Origin of the sequence: Kiloniella sp. EL199 (assembly GCF_900313065.1) — a bacterium.
Classification (GTDB): domain Bacteria; phylum Pseudomonadota; class Alphaproteobacteria; order Kiloniellales; family Kiloniellaceae; genus Kiloniella.
In genome coordinates, this window is the sequence record NZ_OMPU01000006.1 from 73,765 (window position 1) to 86,273 (window position 12,509).

The following is a 12,509-nucleotide window of genomic DNA, read 5'->3' on the forward strand; positions in this document are numbered from 1 at the left end:
AGATTATCTGTTTTTATTAGTTAACATTGAGCAAGGTCAGTCAATTTTGGGTAGGCTCTGGTCCATCTCACGGGCGGGCTGAGGGCAGCAACTTCCGACGACTTTTGCGGGAACACCGACTGCGGTGCAATGCGCCGGGACATCTTCCAGTACAACCGATGTTGCACCGACCTTGGCACACTCACCAATTTCAATATTGCCAAGTATCTTTGCCCCGGCGCAAATAAGCGCCCCTTGACGAATTTTAGGATGCCGATCTCCAGTGCCTTTGCCCGTACCGCCAAGCGTTACATTTTGCAGCAGAGAAACGTTGTCTTCAACAACCGTGGTCTCACCTATAACAACGCCTGTACCGTGGTCAATCATGATGCCTTTGCCAATTTGGGCCGCCGGGTGGATGTCGAGGCCAAAAACTTCAGAGATCCGGTTTTGCAAGAATAGTGCGAGAGCCTGTCGGTCATTGTTCCATAACCAATGACTTAATCTGTAGCACTGTAAGGCATGGAAACCTTTGAAGTATAGTAAAGGTTCCAGATGGGATGTGCAGGCGGGATCTCTTTCAAAAACGGCAACAATATCTGATCTGATAGATTGCGCTATGCTAGGGTCTGCAGAGAAAGCATCCTCAAACACTTGGCCTAGAAGTCGAGCCGGAACCGAATTATTGCCCAGTTTTTCTGAAAGCATGTAGCTAATTGCATCTTCCAGATTGTTATGATTGAGCATGGAAGATTGCAGGAACCCTGATAGCACAGGTTCTTTGGCGAGCATTTCATTGGCTTCTTTACGAATATAGGACCAGATGAGATCTGTTGTGTCAGCTTGCTCTGCTACATAGGCCATTTCTTTGTTCCTTTTCTTGGATAGTAACCGGGAATGTGTCTATCCAGAATTCGTATTATACAATGATATAGGAAAGAGGTGTGATATTTTAAATGAAAATTTGTGATGACAGTCATTAGCGATATTTATTTCGTGGTGCTCCTGAAACATTGTTGTGCTCTATAGTGGGGGAAGCATTTAAAGTTGGGCTTTGTCTGTGACTTCTAATGTAATGCTCTCTGGGTTATCAGTTCTTTTGCTCCTCATGCGGCATCGGAACTTTGTGTGCTGTTCAGCTTTTGTCTCATTTAATCGCTTGGTATGCCTACAGTTCAGGGCTTCAGCAAAGTATTGAACAGCAGAAGTTACCCCAAGAAGTGTAATTGAAATATTCTGGAATAGAGCGTAACGATTTGTTATCTAATGCCTTCTTTATTCCTTTCTATTGCGTAGAAAATAGATTTATGACCACCTCTTTTTTAGATCTGTTGCCGCTTGAGACCTCAAGATTACGTATTCGTCAGTATCGTCACACTGATCTCGAAACAACGAGACAGATGAGCCAGGATGCTGAGTTACGAAAATGGCTTATATCCGGTGTGTATAGCGATAAAGAGCATGAAGAGTATGTGCGAATTAGCTCAGGTCCTGATACAAAAGATTTTGTTGTTGAAGATAAAATTACGGGGAAAATTATTGGTGAAATGACCTTTCATCTCTGGTTCGTGGAGAGAACTTGGGAGATGGGATGGCTCATCTTGCCTGAATTCCAAGGGAAGGGCTATGCGAGCGAAGCTGCTAATTCGTTGATAAAAATTGGATTTGAAGAAATGCAACTTCAAAGGATCGTGGCAATGGCACAGCCAGAAAACCAAGCGTCTTGGCGCGTTATGGAAAAGATTGGTATGCGCAGAGAAGGCCTTTTTTTACAGTGTATTCCAAGGCCAGATGGTACATGGTGGGATGAAGTACTATACGCAATTCTTGCCAGTGAATACAAAGCTTTGGATTGAAGGTATTTATAAAGTGTCTATACGTGAACTACTGTTTTTCGAATATTTCTTCAGAAATTCCTTGGCTCTTTCGCGGTTTTGATATTGAAAAAGCGCTTCAGCTGGGGCTTCTACTACAACTTGGCCATTAGCCATAAAAATAACGTGGTTTGCAATGTCACGGGCAAAGATCATTTAAGGCATAATGATGATTGTTTCGCTTATTTATCCTTATCAGTGTTTTACTTATGGGGCAGTAATTTCAGTGGAAATCTAAATAAAGTTTATCTCTAACTCGCTTTTCTCAATTATAATTTAATAGTTTTAACTCATGGTTGAGACATTGTTTCGTGGCGGAGATTGAATTTGATAAATTTATGGATGCAAACTTATTGCCGTTTTACTTTCGTTTTACTGGCAATGTTTTTTGGTCTCACCCATACGGTGCAAAGTGATACCCTTACGATTGGAACGATTAGTTCAGAACCTGTTGGTGATATTAAAACTTTCGCACCCTTTGCAAATTTCCTTGCCGAGAAACTGATCGATGATGGTGTTGACGAAGTCCAAGTCGTAATTGCGCCTGATATTAAACAAATGGTTGGGATGTTGAAGCAGCAGGAAATAGATCTTTTTATTGATAGTTCGATAACAGCTTCGATTATCAACAAATTGTCTGGATCCCAATTCATGCTTCGACGTTGGAAGAAAGGGCGGGCTAAATATCGAAGTGTAATTTTCGTTGCAGAAAGTAGCGATATTCAACAGATCAGTGACTTGCGCGGGAAGATTATCGCTTTTGAAGAACCCTTTTCTACATCTGGTTACGTTCTTCCGGCTCTGGCAATATTACAATCTCAAAATCAACTTCATCAGTTGGAACGCCTGAGCTCTTTTCCTGTCGCTGAAGAGATAGGGTTTATCATGGCTTATGATAGTGAAACTCAAATGGTGTGGCTTGAACGTGATCTGGTTGCTGCGGCAGCAATGTCAGAGGATGATTATCTGGAATACGTTCAGAGCGTATTGATACCCATGAGGGTTTTACATACAACGGCTTATGTGCCTTATCATGTTGTCGTTCATCGTTCTGGACTTGAAGAGAATTTAATTAAGCGTATCAGGCAAGTGTTGAAGACTGCTCATGAAGATAAGGAAGGTGCTGAAGTTCTAAATCGTTTTGAGAGAACCACAAAGTTTGATGAAATTCCGGATGATTTACTACAGGAGATTAAAAGACTGGAACCTTTTTTAGGGGATGTGTCCATTAATCAAAGTGCTGGGCAATAGGACAGGAGAATGAAGTTCGGGCTTAAAAACAAAATAATCCTGTTTGCGACCACATTGGTTGTATCCATTGCGCTCGCTCTTTTTTCTATTACCTATTACAAGGTAAAAGTATCAAGTAAAGAAGCAAGCTTGACAAGGCTCTCAAATCTACTGCAGCGAACCATACTTGCTGTTGAAAATTCAATCTACACGCTGGATATCCGAGAACTTCGCTCCATTATTTCAGCCAACCTGCAACACGGTGATGTTGATATTATTCTTGCCCTGGATAAAGAGGGACGCGTGCTAACCAATGGGTTGCGAGGGAATGATTTACGGAACAAGATTCCAGAACATATACCACTGATTACAAAGTTGCTTTCTGAAAAAAGGGAAATCTCGGCTGAAGACGATGAATATTTATGGATTGCGGGGCCGGTGATCCTTACAGACAAAGTAAACTTGGGGTATGTCATCTTTGGTGTCGATCAGGATAAATTCAATCTTTCCTTGGAAACATCACTTCGTAACCAGATTATTGTGCTTATACCTGCTTTAATTTTAAGCGTTTTTGCCGCTTTTGTTTTTGCTTCTAAACTAACACGCCCTTTGAATGAATTATCTGGAGTAGCAGAACTAATCGGGAGAGGTGATTTTTCTAAGCGGTTTGAGTACGAGGGGAAGGATGAAATTGGTGGGTTATCAACGTCGATCAACAGAATGGCTGATAACCTGTCCAAAATTACAGTTTCTCGAAATGAAATGCAGACGTTAGCCGAGCGTGAAAGCCTGTTGAAAGAACAGGCTGAGCTGGCCAATAAAGCGAAATCAAATTTCTTGGCAACAATGAGCCACGAAATTAGAACGCCCTTAAATGGTGTTCTTGGTATGGCACAGTTATTGAAAAATAGTCAGCTCAATACCGATCAACAGAACAAAATAGAAATAATTCTGTCTTCTGGGCAATCTTTGCAAGAGATAATTAATAACGTTCTGGATATGAGCAAGATTGAAACTGGTAACCTGGAATTGGAGGCCACGATTTTTAATCTACGAGAGCTTGCGTTGGCTGTTACTGCACCTTTCGAGGTTATGGGAACTGCAGAGGCGATTGAGGTTATTGTTAATATCAATGTGGATCAATCTACCCTGCTTAAAGGGGACCGAACTCGATTGAACCAGATTGTACTGAACCTGATGAGTAATGCTTTCAAGTTTACCAAGGAAGGGGAGGTGCGATTATCTATTTCTCAGCTGGAAACCGATGATGTTGATGTTGTTGAGAACGCGGCATGTACGGTTAAAATACTTGTAGAAGATACAGGAAAAGGCATTGCAGCGGATAGAGTGGCAACGATTTTTGATCCCTTTACTCAAGAAGATACGTCTATTACACGTAAATTTGGCGGTTCAGGCCTTGGTCTCTCAATTGTTAAGAGTTTACTGGATCTATGGGCGGGAGTATATCTGTTATCAGTGAGGAGGGGGCGGGAACCAAATTCAAATTGTTGATACCTTTTGAGTTCCCTACGAAAGAAGAAGCGGAGAGTTATAAGGACAAATCCAAGTCTGTCGAGAACGTTCATGATGAAAAGCTGCAAATATTATTAGCAGAAGATAATATGGTAAATGCCGTTATTGCGAAGGCTTTTCTCAAAAAATTTGGTCATGAGGTAGAGCACGTTGAGAATGGGCGACTTGCCGTAAATGCGATAGAAAATAAGGCGTATGATTTGGTGCTTATGGATATCCATATGCCAGAAATGGATGGTATGGAGGCAACGTTTATTATTCGTAAGTCAAAAGGTTCTGATGTACTGCCAATCATTGGTGTAACCGCAGAAGCTTTTACTGATCGTCATCGGGAATTCAAAAATTCTGGCATGAACGATATCCTCACAAAACCTTTTACGGAACAACAGCTTGCTTCCGTTATTTCAGGTTATGGACACATGACGACTGATGATACGTAGTAGGCGTGGCGGTTTTTATTTAATCCTGACCGATCAATATAAGGTTCTGATTAGTAATCAGTGAAAGCTTTGTTCTATTGTTTCTCGAGTATCTTTTTAAGAAACTTTTTGGTTCTTTCGCGTTTGGGGGCTGAAAAAAGCTCTTCAGCCGGTGCTTCTTCGACGATCTGACCATCGGCCATGAAGATGACGCGGTCTGCGACATCGCGGGCAAAGGCCATTTCATGGGTCACGATGACCATGGTTCTTTCTTCGGTTGCGAGTTCTTTCATGACGTTTAGAACTTCGCCAACCAATTCAGGATCCAGGGCTGATGTCGGTTCATCAAAAAGGATCACATCCGGTTCCATGGCAAGCGCGCGGGCAATGGCTACTCTTTGTTGTTGACCACCTGATAACGCAGAAGGATAGGCATCTTCCTTATTTGCCAGACCAACCTTTTTCAAAAGTTTACGTGCTTTTTTTGCTGCGGAACCGGGCTCTTCGCCTTTTACAATAACCGGGCCTTCGGTAATATTTTCCAGAACCGTTCTGTGTGGAAAGAGGTTAAAGTTCTGGAAGACAAAGCCAGCGGACTTCCTTAAAGCACGAATGGTTTTTTTTTGTTTCTTCAGGTCTTGTGATGCGTCAACCGTTGTGCCCGATATCCGTATATTGCCACTATTTGGTGTTTCCAAAAAGTTCAGGCAGCGTAATAAGGTCGTTTTGCCTGAACCGCTAGGTCCAATAATGGCCAGAACTTCCCCCTTATGTACGTTCAGATCAATGTCAGAGAGGACGTGGTTGTTCTCAAAGGATTTTTGCAAACCTTTGACAGCAATCATTGTTTCTTTGTTGTTATTGTCCATCTTAGTTTGCTCTCAAGTGACGGTTTGATCGTTGTTCCATTTTGCTTTGCAGTCTGGAGAGAATGATACAGAGGATCCAGTATATGGCGGCTGCACTAAGATACATTGCGAAGACTTCGTAAGTCCGGGCTGAAATGAGCTGTGCCTGACGGAATAGCTCTGGTACCTGAATTGTTGCAGCAATCGCAGTATCTTTTATAAGGCTGAGGAATGTGTTGCCAAGGGCAGGTAAGGCAACACGGATTGCTTGTGGCAAGATGGACCGCCTCATTGCCTGTGCCGGGGTCATGCCAATGGAATAGGCAGCTTCCCAGTGGTTTTTATCAACGGACTGGATGGCGCCTCGTAAAATTTCCCCGGTATACCCACCTACATTCAAGCTAAGGCCGAGCAGAGCTGCAGGAATTGGGTCCAGTCGGATGCCAAATTCAGGTAATCCGTAATAGATGAGGAAAAGCTGTACGATAAGTGGCGTTCCCCGAATAAAGGAAACAAAGAACATCGCTGGCCAACGAATGAACCTTGCTGGAGAGAGATGCATGAACGCGATAAGAAATCCCAGACTTAACCCGAGGATCATTGACCCAAGGCTGAGGCCTACGGTAAAGGCAGTTCCTTTCATCAAGAAAGGAACTGATTTCAGGATAAGGTCGATTATTGCATCCATGAATTTACCATTTTATTTGGCTAGGCGTCAGCGGTATCGGATTAAATCTGGGTTAGCTTATCTGTTTATTTTGTTGCGTCTAATTTGAACCATTTCTGGGAAATCTTTGCGAGTGTACCATCTGCGCGTAGTTCATCTAATGCTTTATTCAAAGCGTCGAGAAGATCAGAGTTACCTTTGCGGAGTGCTATACCCATGCGTTGTTTGTCAAATGGTTCGCCAGCAGCAACAATGCGGCCACCAGAATTTTCAAGCAGATAGGTTGCAGCCAAACGATCATTCAGAAATGCATCAAGACGCCCAACCAGAAGGTCCTGTAATTTTGTAGCATTGTCGTCATAGGTAGAAACATTTGCTTCGGGTACGTTCTGAGTTAACCACTCTTCGTAGTTACTACCCAAACCAACACCAATAGTTTTACCGGAAAGATCTGCTGGGCTATTGAAATCGGCTTGTTTGTCTTCGCGGGTGATGACCTGAATACCTGATACAGTATAGGGTCGCGTGAAGTCATATTTCTTTTGGCGTTCTTCAGTGATTGTCACCTGATTGGCGATAATATCAAAGCGCTCGGTTTCCAGTCCGGCAAGCATGCCATCCCATTTGGTTGGAACGAACTCTGCATTGACGCCAATACGTTCTGCGACAGCTTTGGCGACATCAACTTCAAAGCCAACAAGCTCGCCATTTTCGTCTTGATAGTTAAAAGGAGGATAAGTCGCTTCCAATCCGATCAAGATCGTGCCGCGATCTTTGATGGTTGATAACAGTTTTTCTTCGTTTTCTGCATTGGCAGCAGTAAATGAGAGACCGAATGTCGTTGCGGCAAAAGTCGCAGCTGCAAGAATGTTTTTGATATTTATGTAACTCATAATACTTCACTTTTTATTAGCTAAACAAGATTTGATTACCGCTGATATGTACTAATTGAATATCGCTTTCAAGTTATTTAACAATTCAATATGTGAATACCAGGTATTCACATATAATTTGTGTGTAAATTAATTTGATCTTTTGAATAGAATTTGTTTACCTTTAATCGTGTAGGATTGTTGCTGCTATTCATGGTTGTGAGTTTGTGCGTGAACATTGGACGGTATAGAACATTATTAATAGTCCTGTTTATCGGGGGTGGATTGTCATTTACTTCTGCTTTTATGGTGTTTCAAAATTATAGAGAGCATGAACAACAGGAATTACAGGCGAATACAACAGTACTAAAAGACGCGATTTCTGCCTCTGTTCTTGAGAATTATAACAAGCTTGTCGGCCTCAAGGCTTATTTTGATACTGCGGATAATGTAACCCGTGATAACTTTACGCACTTCACTGATGTGTTGTTACAAGATGCAAAGGGCATACAGGCGCTGGAATGGATACCAAGGATACTGCACAATCAGCGAAGAGGGGCCGAAGATGTCGTAAGGTTTTACGGATTTTCTGACTTTGAATTCCGACAGTTTGATCGTGACGGACACATTATTCGTGCTAAAGACCGCAAGGAATACTATCCGGTTTATTTCGTTGAGCCTTTTCCAGAAAATCAGCAAGCCTTTGGGCTGGATCTTGCTTCTGAAACAACAAGAAGACGCGGACTTTTCCTTGCAAGAGATACGGGCAAGACAGTTACGGTCGGGCCTATTAAGTTAGCTCAGGGCGCTGACGGTGTTCTTGTGATGTTACCTGTTTATGAATCTGATATTCCTCATACAACATTACTGGGACGCCATAAAGCTCTGCGTGGCTTTATTCTGGGGGTTTTCCGTTTAGATCATATTATTGGTTCCGTTCTCGCTATGCATCCACTTGGTGCAAGTACGGGGCTGGAAATCATTGATGTAAGTGTACCGGGAAGTGAAAAGAAATTATTCTCAAATAATTTTTTAAATTCTACCGATATAGCAACATCATTTTATGAAACTGATTTAAAGCCAAGGTATGAAATCCCACTGCCATTTCAAACAAGCAAGTGGTCCCTGAGCGTGCAAAAACGTACATCTATGTTTATGCCGGGTTATTTAAGCGTCTGGTACGTGCTTGTTACTGGTTTGGTCATGACAGTTATGTTAATGGCCATGGTTCAGGCTTTGGTTAATCGAGAAGCATTTGCCGCTGAACAGGTGCGAATAAAAACAGCACTTTTATCCGAAAAAGAAAAACAGGCTCAAATCATAGCCCGAAAAGCAGAAGTGGCGAGTGAGGCCAAGACAAATTTTTTAGCAACAATGAGTCATGAGATTCGAACTCCTTTGAATGGAATTCTGGGGATGGCACAGCTTTTAAATGATACTACCCTGAGCAAAGATCAAAACAAGAAAGTTGCCGGGATACTTTCTTCCGGTTCATCCTTGCTGGACATCGTCAATAATGTTCTTGATATGAGCAAGATTGAAGCAGGTAGCATGGAATTGGAAATGGCGATATTTGACCTTGCAGAAACTATATCTGCCACAGTATTGCCTTTTAATTCAGATGCCAAAGAAACTGGTGTGACCTTTTCACTTGATATGAAAATCGATGACGTGTTTTGGGTTGCTGGTGATCGAACACGCTTACAGCAGGTTGTACTCAACTTGCTGAGCAATGCCTTTAAATTTACATCCGAAGGAGAGATTTCTTTGAGTGTGAACGAACTTCAAGGTAGTGCGAGTAATTTTATCCATGGGGCTGATTGCGTAATTGCGTTGAGTGTTAAAGATTCAGGAAAAGGTATATCGTCCGAAAAGCTGGAAACAATTTTTGATCCCTTTACTCAGGAAGATACATCCATCACTCGGAAGTTTGGCGGGTCAGGTTTGGGGTTGTCTATTGTAAAGCAACTCATTGAGTTAATGGGCGGTTCCATTATCATCACCAGTGAAGAAGGCGTGGGGACACATTGTCATCTCGTTATTCCTTTTGTTTTGCCTGATGCTGATGAAATTGCAGTCAAGGAAGGAAAGAATGATCAGGGCAAGGAGAATGCTTCGGACAATGTCATTGAGATTCAAAGAAAAAAGTTACAGATTCTATTGGCAGAAGACAACATGATGAATGCGGTTATTGCTAAAGCTTTCTTGAATAAATTCGGGCATGATGTGGTCCACGTTGAAAACGGACAGCTTGCTGTTGATGCTGTTACACAGCAGAACTTTGATGTTGTCTTGATGGATGTTCACATGCCCGAGATGAACGGTATGGAAGCTTCTAATATTATCAGGAAGACGAATAACTCCAAAGATTTACCAATCATTGGTTTGACGGCCGAAGCTTTCGAAGAAAGACATAAAGAGTTTAGGGCTGCCGGTATGAATTGTGTGATCACCAAACCCTTTACAGAAGAACAATTGGACACAACGCTTCAAAAATATGGCAATCCGTCCTGATGTCTGGCTGATATCTGTCTTTATTTGGGGGAAAAGCTACATCAGTAAAAAGTTGTATTCCTCAGCATCCAGTCTGAATCGTTTGTAATCCCTAATATTCTATTGCTTTGTATATATTGAATACTGAATTTCGAGAGTTGTAACGGCAAGTCTCCGAGTTCTTTTTCACGTGCGACAAGGGATATCGTCCGGTAAAGATTTGTAAAAGGCAAGGGGGACAATTTAACATTGTCCAATAAATGTCGGCAGTCCAGTAACCCTGACGGTGTTGTTAATGTCCAGCCATGCCCGGCGGCAATCATGGGAATTATGGCGCGGGTGGTATCCAGTTCATAACGATGACGAAGGTTAAGACGAAGCCGTCTTAAGTGTTGTTCTATTAAGCGGCTGATCGGAAGTCTTGGCGTGTACCTGATAAATGGCAATGTTGCTTTTAGATGATCAAATGCTTTCTTTTCATATGGAAAATCTTTGGGGAACACCAAAAGGAAAGGCTCTTGATACAAGGGATAGCGTTCCATTTGATCAATATCATCCATGGGATCCATAGTAATAATGATGTCTGTTTTTCTGTTTAACAGTGCTTCTCTATGATCATCAGTTTGCCCACTTGTAATGGTAACGCTTCCCTCGGGATATAATTCGCCAACACAATGAGTTAGCTCAGGAATTAATGTATCAGCAAGAGTATCAATAACAGCAATTCTGATCTTCTTCAGCGGGGCAGTATCAATGTTATGCAAGGTTCCCCACATCTCAGTCACGGTTTCAAGTACTCGAAGGGCATGTTCATAATATATCCGGCCCACAGGAGTAAGGATTATCGGGCGAACTGATCTGTCGAACAATAGGGTAGAAAAGAGTTGTTCTTGATGGGTAATGTGCTGAGAGATTGAGGATTGTGTCATGCCAAGTTGTTGTGAAGCTTTTGACATGCTTTCTTTCTCAACCACGGTTACAAAGATTTCCAGAGCTCGTAGATTTAATCCTTTTGTTATTTCCATTTTGGAAACTCTCGTTATGCGGTAATTTAAGTTCGTATTTTAGCATCAATGAATTAAAAATTACTAAATATAATTTGTTAAATATTGATTCCGTTTTAAGGAGCTTGGCCTCTTCTTGTGCCTTGCCTTTTAAAGATTATTTCTAAAAATAATAACTTGAATAGTATATCATAAGAAAAATTGAACTTATCTATTGGTTTTTATGACGAAGATGAAAAGGGTTGGTTTTTCTCATACTACCTTGGCATGATCAATGTTGGTAAATACATTTTCAGCTCTGTCAGCGACCCGCCAGGAGAAATTCGATGCAGCCACAATCTTCTTTTGATCCCGCAATTACCGATGAATTTCCAAATTTTGTTACACATCTTGAGTGCTCGTACACAGGAGAGAGATTGGAAGCAGGACAATTACACGGACTTTCACCCGCAGGGAAACCCATTCTGGTTCGCTATGATCTCAAAGCGTTGAGCAAAGCTGTTTCGAAGGATGCGTTGGCTACAAGGCCCGGAGGGTTTTGGCGCTATCGGGAATTCCTGCCTGTGCGACAGGCCCAAAACGTTGTCAGCCTTGGGGAAGTTATGACCCCCTTGCTCTCTTTGCCCAGTCTGGCAGGTAAGGGTGGAGAGCTCATTGTAAAGGATGAAGGGCGTCTCCCGACTGGTTCTTTTAAGGCGCGTGGATTGGCGCTGGCTGTTTCAATGGCTAAAGAACTCGGGGTTAATCGTCTTGCAATGCCGACAAATGGTAATGCGGGCGCAGCTATGGCGGCCTATGCGACCCGGGCCGGAATGGAAACGACGATATTTTGCCCGGATGATACCCCTGAAGTGAATGTATCCGAGATCGAGTATCAAGGCGGGAAGGTTTATCGTGTCAACGGATTGATTAACGATTGCGGTAAAATCGTTGGTGAAGGAAAAGAGTCAATCGGATGGTTTGACTGTTCAACTTTGAAAGAGCCTTATCGCATTGAAGGTAAAAAGACGATGGGACTGGAGCTTGCTGAACAACTGGGATGGGATGTTCCTGATGTTATCTTTTACCCCACGGGTGGCGGTACTGGCCTTATTGGTATGTGGAAAGCTTTTGACGAGTTAGAGGCTATTGGCTGGATTGGATCTAAACGCCCAAAAATGATTGCTGTACAATCTACGGGATGTGCGCCGATTGTTAAAGCGTACGAAGACGGTGAAGAGCATGCACCTCTGTGGGAAAACGCCTTTACCTATGCATCTGGTATACGTGTGCCAGTCGCAGTTGGTGATTTTCTGATCTTAAGGGCTGTCAGAGAGAGCGGTGGTTTTGCTATTGCGGTCACGGACGAGACAATTACTCAATCTCAGGCAGAGGTTGCACAAAAAGAAGGTGTCTTGCTTTGCCCGGAAGGGGCTGCAACCTATGCGGCTTATAAGCAGTCATTGGCAGATGGTCGTATCAAGGAGACTGATAGGGCAGTCCTTTATAACTGTGCAACCGGGTTAAAGTATCCAATGCCGCCTATCTCTCGAACCTTGGATAAAAATCAGGTCATTGACTATTCAAAAATATAAGTTCTGATACGTCCTT

The 12,509-nt window shown here is 42.5% G+C and carries 11 protein-coding genes; 6 read left to right on the forward strand and 5 right to left on the reverse strand.

All coding sequences use genetic code 11. The features are described from left to right. Positions 1 to 36: 36 nt before the first annotated feature. Complete coding sequence (gene cysE, locus D9A03_RS03720; protein WP_120495887.1) at positions 37 to 843, reverse strand: serine O-acetyltransferase; 807 nt, start codon at positions 841 to 843, stop codon at positions 37 to 39. A gap of 443 nt (positions 844 to 1,286) precedes the next feature. Here cysE and D9A03_RS03725 point away from each other — a divergent pair, with 443 nt between their 5' ends. From D9A03_RS03725 to D9A03_RS03740, 4 genes are all read left to right on the forward strand, one after another. After that, positions 1,287 to 1,835, forward strand: coding sequence for a GNAT family N-acetyltransferase (locus D9A03_RS03725; RefSeq protein WP_120495888.1), 549 nt, complete (start codon positions 1,287 to 1,289; stop codon positions 1,833 to 1,835). A 345-nt stretch (positions 1,836 to 2,180) separates the two neighbouring features. Next, complete coding sequence (locus D9A03_RS03730) at positions 2,181 to 3,104, forward strand: phosphate/phosphite/phosphonate ABC transporter substrate-binding protein (protein WP_162937959.1); 924 nt, start codon at positions 2,181 to 2,183, stop codon at positions 3,102 to 3,104. A 9-nt stretch (positions 3,105 to 3,113) separates the two neighbouring features. Further along, on the forward strand, positions 3,114 to 4,595 hold the full coding sequence (locus tag D9A03_RS03735) for a histidine kinase dimerization/phospho-acceptor domain-containing protein (RefSeq protein WP_120495890.1): 1,482 nt from the start codon (positions 3,114 to 3,116) through the stop codon (positions 4,593 to 4,595). Continuing rightward, entirely contained in the window at positions 4,589 to 5,056 is a 468-nt protein-coding gene (locus tag D9A03_RS03740; RefSeq protein ID WP_162937960.1) for a response regulator, read from the forward strand. The genes D9A03_RS03735 and D9A03_RS03740 overlap by 7 nt, the downstream gene beginning before the upstream one ends. Before the next feature lie 74 nt (positions 5,057 to 5,130). On the opposite strand, the gene tcyN is transcribed toward D9A03_RS03740, so the two are convergent. From tcyN to tcyJ, 3 genes are all read right to left on the reverse strand, one after another. After that, entirely contained in the window at positions 5,131 to 5,880 is a 750-nt protein-coding gene (gene tcyN / locus D9A03_RS03745; protein WP_120496369.1) for an L-cystine ABC transporter ATP-binding protein TcyN, read from the reverse strand. 25 nt (positions 5,881 to 5,905) lie between these two features. Further along, positions 5,906 to 6,571 carry a cystine ABC transporter permease gene (gene tcyL, locus D9A03_RS03750; protein ID WP_120495891.1) on the reverse strand — a complete coding sequence of 222 codons (666 nt, stop codon included), beginning with the start codon at positions 6,569 to 6,571 and terminating at the stop codon, positions 5,906 to 5,908. A 65-nt stretch (positions 6,572 to 6,636) separates the two neighbouring features. Then, a complete protein-coding gene (gene tcyJ / locus D9A03_RS03755) occupies positions 6,637 to 7,443 on the reverse strand; it encodes a cystine ABC transporter substrate-binding protein (RefSeq protein ID WP_120495892.1) in 807 nt (268 codons plus the stop codon). 264 nt (positions 7,444 to 7,707) lie between these two features. Here tcyJ and D9A03_RS03760 point away from each other — a divergent pair, with 264 nt between their 5' ends. Then, positions 7,708 to 9,936, forward strand: a complete 2,229-nt coding sequence (locus tag D9A03_RS03760; RefSeq protein ID WP_162937961.1) for a CHASE domain-containing protein — start codon at positions 7,708 to 7,710, stop codon at positions 9,934 to 9,936. Between the two features lie 41 nt (positions 9,937 to 9,977). Here D9A03_RS03760 and D9A03_RS03765 read toward each other — a convergent pair whose 3' ends face one another. Then, entirely contained in the window at positions 9,978 to 10,940 is a 963-nt protein-coding gene (locus tag D9A03_RS03765) for a LysR family transcriptional regulator (RefSeq protein ID WP_120495894.1), read from the reverse strand. A gap of 305 nt (positions 10,941 to 11,245) precedes the next feature. On the opposite strand from D9A03_RS03765, the gene D9A03_RS03770 reads away from it, so the two are divergent. Then, entirely contained in the window at positions 11,246 to 12,493 is a 1,248-nt protein-coding gene (locus D9A03_RS03770; protein ID WP_120495895.1) for a threonine synthase, read from the forward strand. The last annotated feature ends 16 nt before the right edge of the window (positions 12,494 to 12,509 follow it).

Bases quoted from the DNA above. Each gene is read 5' to 3' on its own strand.
- cysE (WP_120495887.1), bottom strand. From the start codon at position 843: ATGGCCTATGTAGCAGAGCAAGCTGACACAACAGATCTCATCTGGTCC.
- tcyN (WP_120496369.1), bottom strand. From the start codon at position 5,880: ATGATTGCTGTCAAAGGTTTGCAAAAATCCTTTGAGAACAACCACGTC.
- D9A03_RS03765 (WP_120495894.1), bottom strand. From the start codon at position 10,940: ATGGAAATAACAAAAGGATTAAATCTACGAGCTCTGGAAATCTTTGTA.
- tcyJ (WP_120495892.1), bottom strand. From the start codon at position 7,443: ATGAGTTACATAAATATCAAAAACATTCTTGCAGCTGCGACTTTTGCC.
- D9A03_RS03735 (WP_120495890.1), top strand. From the start codon at position 3,114: ATGAAGTTCGGGCTTAAAAACAAAATAATCCTGTTTGCGACCACATTG.
- D9A03_RS03770 (WP_120495895.1), top strand. From the start codon at position 11,246: ATGCAGCCACAATCTTCTTTTGATCCCGCAATTACCGATGAATTTCCA.
- D9A03_RS03725 (WP_120495888.1), top strand. From the start codon at position 1,287: ATGACCACCTCTTTTTTAGATCTGTTGCCGCTTGAGACCTCAAGATTA.
- tcyL (WP_120495891.1), bottom strand. From the start codon at position 6,571: ATGGATGCAATAATCGACCTTATCCTGAAATCAGTTCCTTTCTTGATG.